Source organism: Ferviditalea candida, assembly GCF_035282765.1.
GTDB lineage: Bacteria > Bacillota > Bacilli > Paenibacillales > KCTC-25726 > Ferviditalea > Ferviditalea candida.
The window spans coordinates 80343-97923 of sequence record NZ_JAYJLD010000009.1 but is presented as its reverse complement, the minus strand read 5'-3'; the positions used below and the strand labels follow the sequence as shown (position 1 = coordinate 97923).

Below are 17581 nucleotides of genomic sequence, written 5' to 3'. Positions count from 1 at the left end.
ATCCGCGTCCTTCCCATCAGCAGGATCGATCATCCCTGTCCTCTTTATTCTTGTGGCCGCTATCGGCCATTTTTTCCCCGAATTGGTCCAACCTCGCAGGCTGGCTCGACGGTCCGTCCTTTTTCGGTTGATTGTTCCGTCCCGACAATAGCTTCACCTCCTTGCCCGTTAATTTGCCAACTGCAGGGAGATAATATTCTAGACGCCGCGCATCCATGAAAAGTTCACATTCCCAACTGGACGGTCACTGGAAATATGCCTTCAAGTTTTTTATAATATTGCTAAAATGCTATCCAGTGAAAGGGTGCAGAATTTTGGGTCTTGTCGATTTGTCCCACGTTACCCCTCCGTTTTTTATTACGGTTGCCATCTCGATCATGCTGATCTTTTCTTTCCTGAGCGTCGGAGTGCTGAGATTTTTTCAGAAAAGGATTCGTTCAGGCGTCTACTTCGTGTTAGGCGGAACCTTATTCGCCGCGATCTTTATCGTGATCCTGAATATTTTTTTCAATAAATTGTGACAAAAAAACCGGCTGGGCCGGTTTTTTATTGTCTCTAATTCTGCCGTATCTCCTCCGGCTCGAATCCGTTGATTTTGGCTTGACCCCAGGGAGCGACCCTGACCCTCACCAGAAGTTCGCTTCTTTGCTCCTCCAACCCTTGTCCGGTTCCTTCGGGCACGTAATACCGTTCCAATCCGTATTTCACCCAGACATGCTGTGCATCCGCCGAACCGACTTTGCCCCTGATCCCAAAAGCACATACAGAGCGAATATAAACAGCGCCGCAATATAATAAATGTCGGTTCCCGGCATGAAATAAAACATCGGCAGGAACAGCAGCCAATCAAGCAAACGCCAAAACCGGTTTTCTGAGCGCCGAACATCAGGTCTTGCAGGAAAATGCCCAATGCCAGCAGCAAAACGATCAGCGGATCCTTCTTCCTCCACGCGCCAAATCCAAGACCCACAGCCGTCAGAATCAAAACGGAAAAGCTGGACTGGTGCAGCTCATTGCTGCTGTACATCTGCGAAATCTCCGTAATCACAAGTGCCAGGATGGACAGAAACCGTCCTCCGTAAAGAAAAAGGGCGGCAGCGCCGGCAGCCGACCAAACAAAAAAGGAAAGAATATTATTGGAGGTCAAATGGTACATTTGGGCGATCAGAAAAATGCCTCCGCCGAACGAACGCACGCCTGCGCCGATAAACGCCGCGCCGAAATGAGGATGGCCTTTGCCCGCCAAGGATCGGCAGAAGCCGGATTCCCGGATTTGATGCCGGATACAACGACTTAATGGCATCAACCTGCTCCCTGCTGATCAATCCCTTTTCCAGCCAGATCCGGCTTTCCTTTTCAAGCCAATCTCTTGGCATCAGCTTCCCCCTTTTACAGAAACGGATTTGTTAAACTAAAGATAACACCAAGACCGCTATCGCCGCGATGATTAATGAGGGCAAAAGATTGGCCACATTGATTTTTTTGATCTCCAGAATGTTCAGCCCGATGCCGACAATCAAAATCCCGCCTACGGCAGTCACTTCCCGGATGACTCCATTCAATAGTCCATCGCTCAGAAAATGCGTGATCCATGTAGCGCTCAACGCGATGAGACCCTGATAAAGAAATACGGGAATTGCCGAAAACATCACACCGATGCCCAGCGTAGAAGCAAAAATGACGGCAGTAAAACCATCAAGCGCCGCTTTCGTGTACAGAATATCATGATTATGCCGCAATCCGCCGTCGATCGCGCCCAGGATGGCCATCGCGCCGACGCAATAGATCAGCGTTGCCGTCACAAAACCGGCTGCAATGTTGCCCTTCAAACGGGAGCCGACGATTTTTTCGAGCTTCATGCCCACAATCTCAAGCATCCGGTCAATTTTCATCAATTCCCCGATAATTCCTCCAACGACCAAGCTGACAACGGCAATCAGAATATTTTCCGTCTTAAACGACATGCTGACTCCCAGCACGACTATCGTCATGCCGAGACCCTGCATAACCGTCGTACGGATTCCTTCCGCCAATTTGGGGATGAAGCTGCCCAATATCCCTCCCGCAATAATCGCCAGCGCATTTACAATTGTTCCCCATAGTGCCATACCAAGTCTTCCTTTCCTCCCCAAAATAAATGTCCCTTCTGCAGGGACAAAGACGATATCAGGCTTCAAGCGCAAACATAGTCATTCTATCACGAACCGCGAACGAAGAAAATATGACTGTTTTAGAAACCTGCCGTGAGGATCGGTTTTAATTGCCAAATGAGAAATATATCACAGAATGATGCCGGAGAATAGGTTAAAATTCAATCATAAAACAACGCAAATTGTTCAAAGGACGCCTCAGCGTCTACTTTCAAACAAGGGGAGTGTTTTAAATGAAAACGAATGTCGGAAATGCGGACCGCTGGCTGCGGATCATTCTTGGACTTGCACTGCTGATGCTGTTGTTCTTCCTGGAGGGAAACGCCAAATATTGGGGATTGATCGGAATCATACCGCTGATTACCGGATTGATCAAATGGTGTCCGCTTTATACGTTATTCGGTATCAATACCTGTAAAAATTCATAGGAGTCTGTCCGACAGACTCCTTAAATCCGGTCCATATTCCCGTATTCCGTAATCATGTCCAATAACTTGCCGTACAACGGAATGACAAATTCCATAGCCCCCATATCCACTTTTCCGCTCAGGTTATGCATAACCGCATTTTTCACATACAGCTTATAGTGATGCGTCCCTGTCCGGGTGATCGCACTGGCAATCTCGTTGTTGGAGGCTTTCTCGGAGACGAACGAGACCGTTTTGAACCGCTTGATATCGAACGGAATAATGCTGATAATGTCCTCAAGCATAATATAATAATTGATGTGCGGCTTATGATAAACCAGCTCTTTGGTGGAAACGGTCAAACCGAAATCTTTGTTTTTGTGCGAGAGCTTCAGTTCCCCGGCCAAGGACTTGATTTGGATAAAATCTTCATTCAACGCGCTTGCTCCCTTCTTTCCCAAGATTCAAGCACAAGCAAGGTGAACGCTTCACTATTGCCTGTCCCGGCTGCGGGATCGGTTTAATTCTGCATAGATCTTTACGAGCAGCGAAGCGTCCTCCGCCGGCGCAAGCAGCCTTTCGGTCAAACCTGCTGCAAATAGTATTTTCCATAAGCGGTTGCTCGGATTCGCGTAATGGTGTTTCCCCTGAAAGAAGGCTGGGATTGAATCCGACAAACACAATTCGCAAGCCTTCACGAAGATGATCGGGTATCTCTCCCGTCATTAACCTCACATCCATTCTTAATTCAGGAAAGACGTTTTCTCGCCGCTTTCGCAAAGCGCTCAAGCCCTTCGGCCATCACGGAGCGCGGGCAGGCGATATTCACCCTTAAGAAGCCCTCGCCCTCTTTGCCGAAAACAGAGCCTTCGCTGAAGGCGACTCCTGCTTCCTTGAACATGAGCTCCTTCAATGTATCGGCATCCCGGGAAATCGCTCTGCAGTCCAGCCACACAAGATATGTACCTTCAGGTATCGTCACGCCGATTTCAGGCAGCTGTTCGGAAAAAAACTTCTTTAAATACGCAAGATTTCCCTGCAAATATTCAAGGAGTTGCTCCAGCCATTCTTCACCGAAATTGTAGCAGCTTTCCGTCGCCAATCCGCCGAAGCAATTTTCCATGTGAAGGGAAAGGGTCTTGAGCCGGTTATTGAAGGCTTCCCTGAATGTCTTGTTCGGGATGATCACCTGTGATGTTTGAACCCCGGGTACATTGAACGTTTTGGTCGGTGCGATGCAGGTCACGGAATTTTGCGCGAATTCCTCGGAGATGGAAGCAAACGGGGTATGCTTGTATCCCTCAAATACCAGATCGCCGTGGATTTCGTCGGACACAACAATAATGTTGCGCTTGAGGCAAATCTCGCCGAGCTGTTCCAGCTCCTCCCGGGTCCAGACCCGTCCGCCCGGATTGTGGGGATTGCACAGCAGCAGCATTGAAACTTGCTCGTCGATCTGCTGCTCGAGAAGCTCCAGATCCATCGTATACCGGCCGTTCTCCAAGCGAAGCGGATTATTGACGACTTCCCTCCCGTTTCTGGATATCACATCATAGAACGGGTAGTATACCGGCGCTTGCAGAATGATTTTGTCTCCCGGCTTCGTGAGCGTATCCACGGCAAGACTCAAAGCCGTCACTACGCCGGGACTGGTGCTGATCCAAGACTCGTCCACATCCCAACCATGGCGCTTTTTTTGCCAACCGGCAACAGCCTTGAAATAAGAATCCGGACGAAATGTATATCCATAGATTCCGTGCTCCGCCCTCTTCACGAGCGCATCAATGACCGGCTGCGGCACCTGAAAGTCCATATCCGCCACCCACATCGGGATGATATCCCGTCTGCCGAACAATTTTTCAGACTGTTCCCATTTATAGGAGCCCGTATCGCTCCTGTCGATAATTCTGTCAAAATCGTATTTCATTGCTTTATTCTCCCTTCCATGTAGTTTGCTTATAAGTTTTCTTTACAGCATCAAATCGATCGCGCCGATGACGGACAGAACCAGAATCAGCGACTGAAAATGTTTTTGCGGAATTTTCGGGAGCAGTTTGATGCCGATCCAAGTCCCGACCAAAATGACCGGAATCATCAAAGCAGCATATTGCAGGATCTGCCAATTCAATAATCCCAGACTGATGTTAAAGGGTATTTTGATCAGATTGACGGTCAGAAAAAACCATGCTCCGGTAGCCACAAATTGATGTTTGGGCAATTTTTTGGAAAGCAAATAAATGGCCATCACTCCGCCCGCCGCATTGCCGATCATCGTGGCAAATCCCGCCAGAACTCCCATGGAGGCGTTAAACTTGCGGGAGAGCATAAACCGGTTGATCTTTTCCCCCCAACGTTCCCGAATGAAGTGCAGCGCGACCAACAGCAGCACAAGAATTCCGATCATGACCTTCAGCTGTTCATTGTGTACCTTAAGGAGAACGAAATAGCCTATGACGATGCCGGCCAAAACCCACGGTATGAGTGAAATCAAATGCTTCCAGATCACTTGTCGGCGATAATAAGTAACGGCTACGATATCTCCAACGATCAGCATCGGCAGGAGAATGCCGACCGATTGCTTGGCGGGAAAAATCGAGGCCATCAGCATGACATTGAAAATGCTTACGGCAGGCACGCCCGTTTTTCCAAATCCGACCAATAATGCAGAAATGAGTCCAATGATAATTTGTGTCCAGCTAAACTCCAATTGAGCATCCCCCAGAAAGCCATTGGCTTCTTCTCTACGAATTAAATAATACCATTTAAGAAGAAGAAATGAAAAGACTCCGCCGGAGACGACAGAGCCTTTTATGAAGAATTACTGATAGGACAGCGCCTGTTTTCCCAATGCTCTCCAGGATTGAATGAAAGTGCTTTTTTTGACCCTGACATTCTTTTTGACCGACAGCGGATCGTTCAGATACACATGGTTCGCATCATAGCCGACCAGCACGACGGCATGCAAGTCGAGCGGAGTTCGGATTCTCTCATTTCCATGCATCCAGGATTCCCAGCGGTCCGGCAATTTGTAATCGCCGGTCGTCCATACGACCACCGGCCTGCCGCTTTTCACCTGATCCAGCAATCTGTCGAAAGGCTGGCCGGTTAAATTCAACGTCCGGTTTCCCAAATATCGGCGCAGCAATTTTTCCAACGGTTTGTCATAAACCGCATAGCCCATCCGCCTTCCGGTCATATCCCCTACAAATCCGTGGCGCGGATTTCCCCAATGGGTAATATCGCCGGACTTTGATTTTTTGACCGGATCAAGATCCTTCGGGACTTCCCTGTACAATTTCATTTTATCCGCTTTTATCCCTGCATACCTTATTAGCATCGTAAGACTGGTAACCTCGCAGCCATATTTCAATTCGGGATTTTGGGCAATCAGCGGGACATCCAGAAGCTTTTTTCGTTGAATGCCGGCAGCTTGAGGCCGGTTGTTCATGTCGCCTTGCTTAGACGTTGCCCGGTTGGGCTTTGCGCCTTGGTTCAATGTTCGCCGGATATCCATTGCGTCTTGGTCTGACTTTTGCTGTAATGACCGGGCGACCTGAACCTTCTCAACCGATTCGCTGCTTTGCCTGGATTGAAATTCATCCTTGCGATCATTGCAGCCGAACAGCATTGCGGAAGAAAGAACCAATAAGATGAAAATTTTCATAAAATAATAAATCCCCTTTTGATGTATTCTATTTCCATACTTAATGTGGCCTTTTCGGGAAAAAACATGCGATTCCAGCCGCAGCAAAAATATTCCCTTTACAAGCAAAAACCTACTTTATATTGCATACTCAGGTGAATGCTGACAGACATAATTTGAGACATCTTCGATCAATTTAATGGTATTCGAAAAAATATTGAGGGGAGTTTACTATGGCAAATCAACCGAAATACAAGGTCGTCATTGTAGGCGGCGGTACGGCCGGCATCACCGTTGCCGCTCAACTGGCCAAGAGAATCTCGGCATCGGATATCGCCATTATCGATCCGGCAAGCAATCATTATTATCAGCCCTTATGGACGTTGGTCGGTGCGGGGATTGTTCCGAAGGAGGTCACCAGGCGCAGTGAAGCATCGCTGATTCCCAACGGCGTTCAATACATTCAGGATGCCGTGGAAAGCTTTGAGCCGGAAAAGCAAAACGTCGTTACCCGCAAAGGCTCGCAAATCAGCTACGATTATCTTGTCGTATGCCCGGGGCTTCAGCTTGATTGGAATAAAGTCAAAGGCTTGCAGGAATCGATCGGCAAAAACGGAGTGGTCAGCAATTATGCATACGAATATGTTGAGTCGACTTGGCAGGCATTGAAACATTTCAAGGGAGGCAATGCCGTATTCACTCAACCCAACACTCCGATCAAGTGCGGGGGGGCGCCTCAAAAAATCGTATACTTAGCGGATGATGTATTGCGCGAGCGAGGGGTTCGGGACAAAACGAATATTATGTTCTTCCACGCCGGGAAGTCCATTTTCGGTGTTGAGCGCTATGCCAAAACATTGAGACAAGTCATTGAGCGCAAAAAAATCGACGTTCATTTTCAAATGAACCTTGTGGAAATACGCGGCGATCAGAAAGAAGCCGTATTCGAACATTTGGAAACCAAGGAAACACAGGTCGTTTCTTACGAAATGATTCATGTTACGCCGCCGATGAGCGCTCCCGATTTCATCAAAAAAAGCCCGTTAACCAACGAGGCCGGATGGATCGAAGTCGATAAGTTTACGCTTCAGCATACGAGGCATGAAAATATTTTTGCGCTCGGAGATGCGGCCGGTCTTCCGACATCCAAAACCGGCGCGGCCATCCGGAAGCAAGCTCCGGTTGTCGTAGCCAATCTGCTTTCTCTCATGCAAAACAAGCCGTTGACCGCGAAATATGACGGCTACACCTCATGTCCGCTGGTTACCGGCAAAGGCAAGCTCGTTCTGGCAGAATTCGATTACAACAATAATCCGAGGGAAACATTCCCGTTCGATCAATCCAAGGAACGTATAAGCATGTATTTGCTCAAAAAGCATATGCTGCCGATGTTTTATTGGCATGGCATGCTGAAGGGCAGAATGTAACCCTTCAGCATGAATAATCCAGTCCAAAGTGAATGATTTCGGATTATTTATCATGCCACATATAAGTATTTTCCAAAGCCCGGGAAGCGATCGTGATGCCGATATTGGCCCCTTGTCCTGCAGCTATGACTGCTTGACTTTGAATCGGGGTATGAAGACCGGCTAGATACAGATTGGGGATATGCGTCTCTCCGTTGTATCCGATGCCTTTGGCAAACCTGATCTTCCCGCTCGGTACGAGGGGATTGACTTCGAGCTCAAAACCCAGCGATTCGAGTATTTTCCAGTTGACATTGGTTGCCAGCACGAGATACCGGGATTCAAACTGCTCTGATTCCGCTGATACGATAAACGCATCCTGCTTGCGCTCGACGCCCGTTATTTCCCGGTTTATCAATTCCACTCCCAAGCCGCTGACTTGACGGCGGCATTGTTCAATCAAATCGGTGCCGGATATGCCCTCCGCAAAACCCGGGTAGTTCATTACCTTGCTGACCTGGGTTACTTGCGATTTTCCCGTGTCAAATACCATTGTCGATAATTTGGCGCCGCCCGTATAAATGGCTGCAGACAAACCGGCTACGCCTCCTCCGACAATGATGACATCATATGTAGTGTTTGCCATATTCACTGCTCCTTCTCCTCAAGATGACTTTTCTATTGTACCCAAGTTTTTGAGATATGAAAAGATGTCTTTACCCCAATTTGGTCTGACCCTTTGGCGCCAAATGCAGATCCGAGCATCTGCCCGCTTTCAGCAGAAAGCTGTCCGCATATTTCGGATATTTGCTCTGCAAGTAGCGGGCCGTCTCAAGCACCCGATCCAAGGAAACATTCGTCTTGACGCCCATTTCCTCAAAGCCGTGAATCAAATCCTCAGAAGCGATATTTCCGCTTGCATTGGGCGCATACGGACAGCCTCCAAACCCTGCGACAGAGCTGTCGAAATCCCGGATTCCCTCTTCCAGTCCCGCAACCGCATTGGCGAATGCCATGCCCCGGGTATTGTGAAGATGCAAGGAAAATTTAAAATCCGGGAAATGCTCCCTTAATTTGCGAATCACCATTTTTACCCTTGCCGGATTGCCCATGCCGGTCGTATCGGCCAATGAGAGATCGCGAACTCCCAGTTCCCGATACTTTTCGCAAATCGTGACCAGTCGTTCTATCGAAACTTCCCCTTCATACGGACAGCCGAACGCCACCGATATGGAGCCGGAAACCTTGATATGATATTCATCCGCTTTTTTGACCAGCGGATCGAAGGCCTGCATAGCCTCCATTGTCTTGGCGTTGGCATTGCTCAAGCTGTGGGAATCCGTTGCGGAAAGCATTAATTTCACCTTGTCCACTCCGGCTTGAGCCGCCCTTTCCAGCCCGCGCAGGTTCGGAATGAGAGCGCGAAGCTGAACGCCCGGTTTTCTGTTGATTTTCTTCATCACTTCATCCGCATCGACCAGCTGCGGAATTGCCTTCGGGTGAACGAATGACGTCACTTCGATTTGCGGATAGTTGCATTCCATCAGCCGATTGATGATCTCCACTTTTTCATCTGTGGGTATCGTTTCCATCATGCTTTGGAAGCCGTCACGGGGGCATACTTCGGCAATGTTCACTTGATCAGGATACTCCATGCGAACCTCCAGATTATATGACATGGTTTTCCTTCAATTTGTTGAATTCATCTTTACTAAGCTGCAGTAGTTCGCATAGAATCTCTTCGTTGTGTTCTCCCAGATCCGGCCCGACGTTGCGGATCGATCCCGGCGTTTCGGAAAATTTCGGAACGATCCCCGGCATTTTGATTTTTCCAAGCCTCGGATGACTCACTTCCACAATATTTTCCCTCTCCCGATAATGCTCATCTTCAAAAATATCTTTGATATTGTAAATCGGGCTCACCGGAACCCCGTGTTCATCCAACAGCTCAATGAGCTCCTTGCGGTTTATCGTTTTCACCCAATCCGCAACGATGCCATTGGTCAAATCAAAATGCTTCAGCCTTACGGAATTCGTAAAGAATCTCTCATCCTCAAGCATATCCTCCCTGTTCATCGCTTTGGCCAGACGCTCAAAGGTGCGGTCAGAGCTTGTCACCAATACGACCCAATGGCCATCCTTTGTCATGAAAGTCCCTGCCGGACTCGAATGTCCGCTCAGCCCGGCCGATCGTTCTTTGACCGTACCGTTCTGATCGTATTCAGCCACCAAAAACTCCATCATGCGGAAAACCGATTCATAAAGTCCGAGATCGACGTATTGACCCGTTCCATGCTCGTTCGCGTCACGGTAATACAAGGCGGCTGCAGTGGCAAAAGCTACATAGATTCCCGTAATATAATCGGTTAACGAAAAGGCAGGACTGATCGGCGGTCTATCTTGAAATCCGTGCAGATAAGTAAATCCGCTGTAAGCCGTCGCGGGGGTGCCGAATCCGGCTTTATATGAATTCGGTCCCGTCTGGCCGTAACCGGTTACGCGGACCATTATCAAATTCTTATTTTCTTTTTTCAAGTCTTCATAACCGATATTCCATTTTTCCAAGGTTCCGGGCCTGAAGTTTTCGATAATGACATCCGATACTTTTACAAGCTTCTTCAAAATCTCCTTTGCTTCTTCGTGATGGAGATCCAGTGTCAGCGATTTTTTGTTTCTCGCCATTCCCGGCCAGCGAAGCGGTTCCTTTCCGTGAAAAGGTCCCATGTCCCGCAGGGAATCCCCTTTTTCAGGCATCTCAACCTTTATCACTTCTGCGCCGAAATCGCCCAGTAAAGTGGCCCCGAACGGCGCGGCAATCATCGTTGAAAGATCCAGAATCCTGATCCCTCTGAGAGGCCCTAAATTTTGCCCCGGTTTCATATATATACCCATTCCTTTCGCTTCGCTCAAGGCACAAAACGGGATGAAATCCGTTTGCTTTGAGCGATTTTTTTGTATTCTTAAGTTACAGGGATACCGGTACACTACAATCACGTGAAGGTTATCGGATTATGGCGGCTGCAAACGGATTCCCTCATCCCTTAAAAGTAATCATTTTCCAATTAGTCGTCTTGTGTACGGCTTATTTGACATGTTCATTTACTGTATTGAGTACGTTTGTTGAGGATTTCAGACTTATCCCTCCGTATTTCCTATGAAAAAGAAGGATAACCTAGATTCTGGCTGATTTCCCTCGATGCTTTCAGCAGGATTTGAAGCAGCTCCTTTTCCCGTTCGTCCGACAAACGCTGGATCGGTCCGGCAATCGTCAAGCTTGCCGTCATTTGTCCGTCTTTATCAAAGAGCGGAGCCGCAACCGCGAAGCTTCCCGGGACCCTTTCGCCCCTCGTGCATGCGTATCCCTGTTTTCGGATGTCCTCAAGCGAGCTCAATAATCGTTCCTTGTCAATCCCCGTGTCCTTCTGCAAATTTTCAGCAATCCTGATTTGCTCAGCCTTATCCAAGAAAGCCATCAAAACTTTGCCCGAAGCGCCAAGGTGAAGCGGTTTTCGCTCCCCGATGCGCACGAAATTCCGCACATCCAACGGACTGTCCACTTTTTCTATGCAAACGCGGTTCAATCCGTCAACAATATTCAATTCCACGGTTTCGTTCGTCTCCGCAACCAATCTCTTCATGATCGGGAGCGAAACTTTGCGGAAATCCAGCTGGCTTTGGACAATGCTTCCCAGCCGGAAAAAGTTGAATCCCAGAGAATACCTGTGATTGTCGGGGTTTCGCTCCACATAGTTGTTTTTCTCAAGTGTATTCAGAATGCGGAAGATCGTGCTTTTCGGATATTTGAGCTCCTCTTGTATTTCGCTGATGGATAAGCTTGTTCGGTCCATACTGTACATGGATAAAATATTGAACATTTTTTCGAATGATTTCATTCCGAACCAAGTCCTTTCCTATGATTCACTGACAATCCCCAGATAGGAGGATTTCAACTGTTCGTCATTGATTAATTCCCCGGATGTTCCTTCCATGACGATGCCGCCGTTTTCAATCACATATCCTCGGTCCGACATAGCCAGGGCTTGATACGCGTTTTGTTCGACCAGCAGCACGGTGACTCCTTGGGATTTAATGCTTCGGATCACATCAAAAACCTGCTTGGTCAAGAGCGGTGACAATCCCGTCGAAGGCTCATCCAACAGCAGCAATTTCGGCTTCGACATCAGAGCTCTCGCAATCGCCAGCATCTGCTGCTGTCCGCCGCTCATGCTGCCTGCCGCTTGATGCTGTTTTTCCTGCAGAATCGGAAACAGCTCGAAGCAAATCTGAATATTGCTTTTCATCTTTTTTCGGGCATTTTCGGTATATGCGCCAAGCTCCAAATTTTCCAACACCGTCATTTGGGCGAATAATTTCCGCCCTTCCGGCACCTGAATCAATCCCTCCCGCACGATTTGCTCGGGCTTTTTGCTTTCCATCGGGATCCCTTCAAATTCAATCGTGCCGGACCACGGCCGAATCAAGCCGGACAGTGTTTTTAACAGCGTCGTTTTGCCTGCGCCGTTCGTACCCAGTATGCAGACCATCTCGCCAGATTCAACATGGAAAGAAACATTTCGCAATACTTGCACATTTCCGTAGCCCGCATTTAAATTGCTCACCTTTAGCACTCTGCGATTTCCTCCCCCAAATAGGCTTCAACCACAGTGGCGTTTTTGACGACATCCCCGGGTTTTCCCTCCGCGATTTTTTCGCCGAGGTGGAGCACCACCAGCCTGTCGGATAAAGACATGACGGCCGACATCAAATGCTCGATAAAGCAAATGGTCATCCCGCGGGAGCGAATTTCTTTAATGATCCCGATGAATTCGTTCACCTCCGAGGGATTCAGTCCGGACATCACTTCATCCAAAAACAGGATTTTCGGCTGCGTGGCCAGAGCCCGCGCCACTTCCACCTTTTTTTGTTCCGGAAAGGTCAAGTCTTTCATTCTGATTCTCGCTTTCCCGGCCAACTGAAGAAAATCCAGCTGCTCAAGAGCGATTTTTTCCGCTTCTTTATAGGATTTTACCCGGTTGAAAGCGCCGACGATCACATTCTCCAAAACAGTCAGGTTGCCGAACGGCATTACGATTTGAAATGTTCTCGCAATCCCTCTATCGCAGATTCCCTCCGGCTTAACTCCTCTGATTTCCTCTCCGTTCAGCCGGATTGAGCCTTCTTCGGGAACGTGAAAACCGCAGATGGAATGAAACAAGGTCGTTTTTCCGGCGCCGTTGGGACCGATCAAACCCAATATCTCCCCTTGCTCGAGATGCAGACTGACACGGTTAACCGCCACCAAGCCCGAAAATTTCTTGGTCAGATTGTCCACCGCCAAAAGAGCCATGCGACTAACCCCTCTCCTTCAAGATTCCGTTGTTCATGCCCGCCTCTTTTTTTCTGGCCCGGTCCTGAAACCAGCCCACGATCCCTTCAGGCAAAAACAGAATGACAATGACCAATATCAAACCGTACACCATCAAATGGACACCCGCAAAATCTCCGAACAGCGCGCTTGTCAATTCCCCCAAAGGAATCGTGATCAGCGAGCCGACCAAGGGCCCCAAGACGGTGCCGACCCCGCCGATGATTACCGGCAGCAGAATGGAAATCGATACCTCGGTCCCGAATGTGGTGGGCGGATCGATAAACAGAATGTACTGAGCATAGAAGCTGCCGCCCAAGGCTGTCAAACCGGCGCTTAATCCCATGGCAATCATTTTATTCTTATAAATATTGACTCCGAGCGACCTGGCCGCATCCTCATTTTCCCGGATGGCCGCCAAATTGAAGCCGAGCCGCGATCTGCCGATCCGATAAACCAGCCAAATGCTGAAGCCCGCAAAAATCAGGATGGTATAATAATAAGAAGACGCCGATTCGAATTGGAACATCCAGGGATCTTGCTTCAGCGGAATCATTATGCCCATCGTTTTCTTGAAAAAATCGGAATTCTGCACGGCAATCCGCAGGATTTCGGCAAAAGCCAAGGTGCTTAAGGCGAAATAAGCGCCTCTCAATTTATAACGGAAAGTTAAATAACCGATGAATAATCCGATCAAAGTCGAGACGAAAGCCCCGACGAACATTCCTATCCAAGGGGATACCCCGTATCCGGTCAAAAGAATCGTGGAAGCATACGCTCCCGTTCCGAAAAAAGCGGCATGGCCGAAGGAGAATTGGCCGGAGTAACCGCTCAAAATATTCCATGCTTGACTCAAAAATGTATAATACAGCACCAGTATCCCGAGGTTCAAAAAATAAGAATCCTTCACCAGCACGGGAAAAATGAGGATCAGGATCAACGGCAGCAGCAATAACAACGTCTTTTTCACCTGATTTTCCCTCCAAACAAACCATTCGGCTTAAGCAGCAGTACCGCGATAAAAATAATATAAGGCACCATTTCCTTAAGGCTGCCGGGCAGCAGCGCCCCTCCCAGCGATTCGGAAACGCCGATAATCAGTCCGCCAACCAAAGCCCCGAGAAAATTGCCCAAGCCTCCCAAAACCACGACCACAAAGCCCTTCAGAATGAATGTATCCCCTACCGTCGGAGACGTATAGAAAAACGGATTGATCAAACTGCCGGCGACAGCGGCCAGCGCAGCCCCCAGTCCGAATGCGATCATATTGATTTTACTAGTGCTGATTCCCACCAATGCGGCTCCTTGACGTTCCAACGAGGTTGCGCGGATGGCTTTTCCTACCATAGTATTCTTCAAAAACCAGAACAAAAGGATAGACAGGCCTGCAGCAGACAGGAAGGCTATCAATTTTGGCGTATTGATGTTGATCTGTCCCAGATGCAGGGTGTCGACCATCCCCGGGACTTGGACGTTCCGAAAATCAGGACTCCATAGAGCTAATGCCATATTTTCCAGAAACAGCATGATTCCGAGCGTGACCAGCAACTGATTATGCTCCGGAGCGTTGAGCATTCTTGAAAGGATGCCTTTCTGAATCAGTGAGCCCACTATAAACAGAGCCAAGGCGCTGATCGGAATCGACAAATACGGATTGACCCCAAACAGGGTGAACATCCAATAAGTAACGTACATACCCAGCATCATCAAAGAACCTTGGGCAAAATTGATAATTTTCATCACGCCGAAAATCAAGGTCAGGCCGATCGCCACCAAACCATAGATACCGCCCATCAATATCCCGTCGACGAAAGACTGGGCAATCAAGCCGATTGACATCCCTTTCACTCCTTAAGAATAGTAGGGAAACGGAAATCAAGTTCCGTTTCCCCTTTACATCCGTGTTACGGCATCGGATAAACCGGATTCGCGGTTTTGTAATCGTCAGGGAAGACTACCTGGGATTTTCCGTCAAAGATTTGATTCAGCACGGCTTGGGCGTTCACATTTTGTCCGGTAGCGTCAAATTTGATAGGCGACTGCGGCAGAATGTGCTTGGAGAAATCGGTTTGAGTCAGCGCTTCCCTGATTTTGTCGCGGTCGGCGGAAGCCGCCCGTTCGATTGCATCCAAGAGGACTTGCGCCGCTGTGTAAGAATAAGCGGCATTGGCGCTCATATCTTTTTGGAATTGGTTTTTATATTTCTCTTTTACTTGATTGGCCAAATCGCTTTTCGGATTGATCGTGTAGTTGACATCCATGATGTTTTGGTTGATGTCTTTTTGCTGGGTGATAAATTGCTGATTGCTGAATGCGCCGTTGGCTACGCCGATGATGGATTTCGGCTTCACATTCGCATCATGCAGCCCTTTGATGAGCATCGTACCGTCGCGAAGATAGCCGGTTGTGACAACGATATCCGGATTCAAAGACTTAATCTTGTTGACGACGCTCGACATATCGGGCGTGGACGCCGGATACGGAATATCCTCAAGGGTCTTGATCCCGCTCTTTGCTGCATTTTCCTTGATCAAAGCCGCAATGCTCGATCCGAATACGGAGTCCTCATGCGCCAATACGGCAGTGCTCAGCTTCACGGAGGATTTATCATTCAGCATCGAGATATAGCTCAGGAAGTTGTTGGCCATGATTTTGGCCGGAGGCTGAATGCGGAAAGTGTACTTGAAGCCTCTTTCGGTAATTTCATTGACTACGGCGATGTCGACGACAAACGGAATCTTCGCCTTCTCCGCCTCCTGGGTAGCCGGAAGCGCCACGCCGCTCGCGTAGGTTCCCAGTATGCCGACTACGCCGTCGCGATCCAGGCGTTGAACCTCGGAAACGCCTTTTTGCGGCTTCCCTTCGCTATCCGCTTTATCCAGAACCACCTTCGCTCCACCCAGAGATTTGATGCCTCCAGCTGCATTCACCTCATCCACCGCCATCTGAACGGCATTGGCCATATCCTGGCCTTCGCTGGCCAGACCGCCGCTGAGCGGATAAAGACCGCCAATTTTGACCTCGGCGACCTTTGGAGCGCTGCTCGGTTCCGCGGAGCTTTTGGCTGCGTCATTGCCGCTGCTGCTTGCGCTGCCGCCGGTGTTCGAGCCGCTTGAAGCATTGTTGCCGCCGCAGCCCGAGAGAATCAACATCAAAACCATTGTCAGAAAAAATAATTTTTTCATTTGGTAACCCCCTGTATGATTTAAATGAATCGAATTGCCGTCAAATGAACCTTCTGATAAATTGCCCCCTGCCGTTTTCCTTCAACGGCTGGCCGTCCTTCACGATAATCTCGCCCCGGTTGATCGTATAAACCGGCCACCCCGCGGCTTCACGTCCGTCGAAAACGGAATAATCGCCGCGGGAATGCATCAGTCCGGGCGTTATCGTTTTCTTCCGATGGATGTCGACGATTGCGAAATCGGCATCCGCCCCCACTTCAATGCGTCCCTTTTGCGGCAGGTTGAACGATTCCGCTACCTGATAGGAGGTAATGTCGGCAATTCGTTCCAACGGAAGCCCCCTTTTCAAGTGCCCCTCGGTGATCATCATCGGCAGCAGCGCCCCCACACTTGGGAAGCCGTACAGCACATCGAACGTCCCGTTCCCCGGTCCGTACTTTACGGCGCGTGAATTGGGCACGTGATCCGTGCCTATGGCGTTGATCACTCCATTGGCAATCCCTTCCCACAAACGGTCGGAATCGCGCTGTCCGTGAATGGGAGGCCCTACCTTCGCATCCAATCCCATCTCGGTTTCTTCGGTCAAGGTAAGATAATGCGGGCAGGTTTCCACTTTTACGCCGGATTCCATCAGCCAAGGCACTTTTTCCAGCACATCGACGCTTGCGCCGGAAGAGAGATGCACGATAAATACGTTTCCTCCCACGATATGGTTCAAATACAAAGTGCTGAGAAGCGATTCTGCCTCCGCGTATCCCGGGCTTGTCAAGGACCATGTCCTCATTCCGTCATCCGCGCCTGCGGCCTTATAATCCTTGATCAGGCTTCGGTTGATATCCATGTTCTCGCAGTGGATGGCCAGCAGGAGTTTGGGAGAGATCGATTTAAACTTCGTCAGCAATCGGACCAGGTCATGCGAAGACAGGTTGATTCCATTACTGATCTTGAACTTGTCGTTCAACTGCCTTTCATAATTCCTGAAAAATTTGAATGAAGTTAAGCCGAAACGTCTGACGGTTTCTTCCAGTTCATCAATATGCTGCTCAGTCAAAATGCCCAGACTATAGGTGAAATCAATATAACTGTTCTTTTCCCCGATTTCCTGAAATTTAGGAAACAATTCAAGGTAACTTTGAATTTGGCGGTCATAATTGACTACGGTCGTGACTCCGGCGACAGCATGCTGCTTCGTATCCAGAAAATCTTCTTCCGGGGAATTATAGATTCCCAAGTGTTCGTGAGCATCCACCAATCCCGGGAAAACATGCAAACCGATGGCGTCAACCACTTGCAGAGCTTCAATATGATCGGATTTTTCAAGGATTCCGGTGATCTTGCCGCGCTCGACCATCAGGTCGACTTGCTGAACCCCTTTTCCGGGAAAAACCACCGAACCGTTTTTAATGAGCATGTCGCATTTCAATG

General features: G+C 48.9%; 21 protein-coding genes. 4 read left to right on the top strand and 17 right to left on the bottom strand.

Annotated elements, in window-relative coordinates; translation table 11 throughout:
• Nucleotides 1–16: 16 nt before the first annotated feature.
• Nucleotides 17–148 carry a hypothetical protein gene (locus tag VF724_RS08480; RefSeq protein WP_371753803.1) on the bottom strand — a complete coding sequence of 44 codons (132 nt, stop codon included), beginning with the start codon at nt 146–148 and terminating at the stop codon, nt 17–19.
• A 166-nt stretch (nt 149–314) separates the two neighbouring features.
• On the opposite strand from VF724_RS08480, the gene VF724_RS08475 reads away from it, so the two are divergent.
• Entirely contained in the window at nt 315–521 is a 207-nt protein-coding gene (locus tag VF724_RS08475) for a hypothetical protein (RefSeq protein WP_371753802.1), read from the top strand.
• A 34-nt stretch (nt 522–555) separates the two neighbouring features.
• Here VF724_RS08475 and VF724_RS08470 read toward each other — a convergent pair whose 3' ends face one another.
• Nucleotides 556–846 carry a GDYXXLXY domain-containing protein gene (locus VF724_RS08470; RefSeq protein WP_371753801.1) on the bottom strand — a complete coding sequence of 97 codons (291 nt, stop codon included), beginning with the start codon at nt 844–846 and terminating at the stop codon, nt 556–558.
• Between the two features lie 46 nt (nt 847–892).
• Between VF724_RS08470 and VF724_RS08465 the strand changes: the two genes are divergently transcribed.
• Nucleotides 893–1297 carry a hypothetical protein gene (locus tag VF724_RS08465; RefSeq protein ID WP_371753800.1) on the top strand — a complete coding sequence of 135 codons (405 nt, stop codon included), beginning with the start codon at nt 893–895 and terminating at the stop codon, nt 1295–1297.
• A gap of 109 nt (nt 1298–1406) precedes the next feature.
• On the opposite strand, the gene VF724_RS08460 is transcribed toward VF724_RS08465, so the two are convergent.
• The gene (locus VF724_RS08460) at nt 1407–2108 is read right to left on the bottom strand and encodes a DUF554 domain-containing protein (protein WP_371753799.1); all 702 of its coding nucleotides are present in this window, start codon (nt 2106–2108) and stop codon (nt 1407–1409) included.
• A 275-nt stretch (nt 2109–2383) separates the two neighbouring features.
• Here VF724_RS08460 and VF724_RS08455 point away from each other — a divergent pair, with 275 nt between their 5' ends.
• Nucleotides 2384–2578 (top strand): YgaP family membrane protein, encoded by a 195-nt coding sequence (locus tag VF724_RS08455; protein WP_371753798.1) that lies wholly within the window; start codon nt 2384–2386, stop codon nt 2576–2578.
• 20 nt (nt 2579–2598) lie between these two features.
• On the opposite strand, the gene VF724_RS08450 is transcribed toward VF724_RS08455, so the two are convergent.
• The 4 genes from VF724_RS08450 to VF724_RS08435 form a co-directional block, all read right to left on the bottom strand.
• Nucleotides 2599–2994, bottom strand: coding sequence for a hypothetical protein (locus VF724_RS08450; protein WP_371753797.1), 396 nt, complete (start codon nt 2992–2994; stop codon nt 2599–2601).
• Nucleotides 2995–3305: 311 nt separating this feature from the next.
• On the bottom strand, nt 3306–4484 hold the full coding sequence (locus tag VF724_RS08445; protein WP_371753796.1) for a MalY/PatB family protein: 1179 nt from the start codon (nt 4482–4484) through the stop codon (nt 3306–3308).
• A 42-nt stretch (nt 4485–4526) separates the two neighbouring features.
• Nucleotides 4527–5264, bottom strand: a complete 738-nt coding sequence (locus tag VF724_RS08440; RefSeq protein WP_371753795.1) for a sulfite exporter TauE/SafE family protein — start codon at nt 5262–5264, stop codon at nt 4527–4529.
• 111 nt (nt 5265–5375) lie between these two features.
• Nucleotides 5376–6221, bottom strand: a complete 846-nt coding sequence (locus VF724_RS08435; protein WP_371753794.1) for a C39 family peptidase — start codon at nt 6219–6221, stop codon at nt 5376–5378.
• A 212-nt stretch (nt 6222–6433) separates the two neighbouring features.
• Between VF724_RS08435 and VF724_RS08430 the strand changes: the two genes are divergently transcribed.
• Nucleotides 6434–7627 carry an NAD(P)/FAD-dependent oxidoreductase gene (locus VF724_RS08430; RefSeq protein WP_371753793.1) on the top strand — a complete coding sequence of 398 codons (1194 nt, stop codon included), beginning with the start codon at nt 6434–6436 and terminating at the stop codon, nt 7625–7627.
• 43 nt (nt 7628–7670) lie between these two features.
• Here VF724_RS08430 and VF724_RS08425 read toward each other — a convergent pair whose 3' ends face one another.
• From VF724_RS08425 to VF724_RS08380, 10 genes are all read right to left on the bottom strand, one after another.
• Nucleotides 7671–8252 carry an NAD(P)/FAD-dependent oxidoreductase gene (locus tag VF724_RS08425; RefSeq protein ID WP_371753792.1) on the bottom strand — a complete coding sequence of 194 codons (582 nt, stop codon included), beginning with the start codon at nt 8250–8252 and terminating at the stop codon, nt 7671–7673.
• A gap of 70 nt (nt 8253–8322) precedes the next feature.
• On the bottom strand, nt 8323–9285 hold the full coding sequence (locus VF724_RS08420) for a hydroxymethylglutaryl-CoA lyase (RefSeq protein ID WP_371753791.1): 963 nt from the start codon (nt 9283–9285) through the stop codon (nt 8323–8325).
• Nucleotides 9275–10486 carry a CaiB/BaiF CoA transferase family protein gene (locus VF724_RS08415; protein WP_371753790.1) on the bottom strand — a complete coding sequence of 404 codons (1212 nt, stop codon included), beginning with the start codon at nt 10484–10486 and terminating at the stop codon, nt 9275–9277. The genes VF724_RS08420 and VF724_RS08415 overlap by 11 nt, the downstream gene beginning before the upstream one ends.
• Nucleotides 10487–10758: 272 nt before the next feature.
• Entirely contained in the window at nt 10759–11499 is a 741-nt protein-coding gene (locus tag VF724_RS08410) for an IclR family transcriptional regulator (RefSeq protein WP_371753789.1), read from the bottom strand.
• 18 nt (nt 11500–11517) lie between these two features.
• The gene (locus VF724_RS08405; protein WP_371753788.1) at nt 11518–12234 is read right to left on the bottom strand and encodes an ABC transporter ATP-binding protein; all 717 of its coding nucleotides are present in this window, start codon (nt 12232–12234) and stop codon (nt 11518–11520) included.
• Complete coding sequence (locus VF724_RS08400; protein ID WP_371753787.1) at nt 12228–12953, bottom strand: ABC transporter ATP-binding protein; 726 nt, start codon at nt 12951–12953, stop codon at nt 12228–12230. The genes VF724_RS08405 and VF724_RS08400 overlap by 7 nt, the downstream gene beginning before the upstream one ends.
• A gap of 4 nt (nt 12954–12957) precedes the next feature.
• A complete protein-coding gene (locus VF724_RS08395) occupies nt 12958–13941 on the bottom strand; it encodes a branched-chain amino acid ABC transporter permease (protein WP_371753786.1) in 984 nt (327 codons plus the stop codon).
• Nucleotides 13938–14810 (bottom strand): branched-chain amino acid ABC transporter permease, encoded by an 873-nt coding sequence (locus VF724_RS08390; protein ID WP_371753785.1) that lies wholly within the window; start codon nt 14808–14810, stop codon nt 13938–13940. The genes VF724_RS08395 and VF724_RS08390 overlap by 4 nt, the downstream gene beginning before the upstream one ends.
• A 65-nt stretch (nt 14811–14875) precedes the next feature.
• Nucleotides 14876–16156: an ABC transporter substrate-binding protein gene (locus VF724_RS08385; protein ID WP_371753784.1), complete on the bottom strand. Its 1281-nt coding sequence runs from the start codon at nt 16154–16156 to the stop codon at nt 14876–14878.
• 40 nt (nt 16157–16196) lie between these two features.
• Nucleotides 16197–17579: a dihydroorotase gene (locus VF724_RS08380; protein ID WP_371753783.1), complete on the bottom strand. Its 1383-nt coding sequence runs from the start codon at nt 17577–17579 to the stop codon at nt 16197–16199.
• Nucleotides 17580–17581 lie beyond the last annotated feature (2 nt).

Coding starts and splice junctions, on each gene's coding strand:
- VF724_RS08460 (WP_371753799.1), bottom strand. CDS start 2,108: ATGGCACTATGGGGAACAATTGTAAATGCGCTGGCGATTATTGCGGGA.
- VF724_RS08455 (WP_371753798.1), top strand. CDS start 2,384: ATGAAAACGAATGTCGGAAATGCGGACCGCTGGCTGCGGATCATTCTT.
- VF724_RS08445 (WP_371753796.1), bottom strand. CDS start 4,484: ATGAAATACGATTTTGACAGAATTATCGACAGGAGCGATACGGGCTCC.
- VF724_RS08435 (WP_371753794.1), bottom strand. CDS start 6,221: ATGAAAATTTTCATCTTATTGGTTCTTTCTTCCGCAATGCTGTTCGGC.
- VF724_RS08430 (WP_371753793.1), top strand. CDS start 6,434: ATGGCAAATCAACCGAAATACAAGGTCGTCATTGTAGGCGGCGGTACG.
- VF724_RS08425 (WP_371753792.1), bottom strand. CDS start 8,252: ATGGCAAACACTACATATGATGTCATCATTGTCGGAGGAGGCGTAGCC.
- VF724_RS08420 (WP_371753791.1), bottom strand. CDS start 9,285: ATGTCATATAATCTGGAGGTTCGCATGGAGTATCCTGATCAAGTGAAC.
- VF724_RS08415 (WP_371753790.1), bottom strand. CDS start 10,486: ATGAAACCGGGGCAAAATTTAGGGCCTCTCAGAGGGATCAGGATTCTG.
- VF724_RS08410 (WP_371753789.1), bottom strand. CDS start 11,499: ATGAAATCATTCGAAAAAATGTTCAATATTTTATCCATGTACAGTATG.
- VF724_RS08400 (WP_371753787.1), bottom strand. CDS start 12,953: ATGGCTCTTTTGGCGGTGGACAATCTGACCAAGAAATTTTCGGGCTTG.
- VF724_RS08390 (WP_371753785.1), bottom strand. CDS start 14,810: ATGTCAATCGGCTTGATTGCCCAGTCTTTCGTCGACGGGATATTGATG.
- VF724_RS08385 (WP_371753784.1), bottom strand. CDS start 16,156: ATGAAAAAATTATTTTTTCTGACAATGGTTTTGATGTTGATTCTCTCG.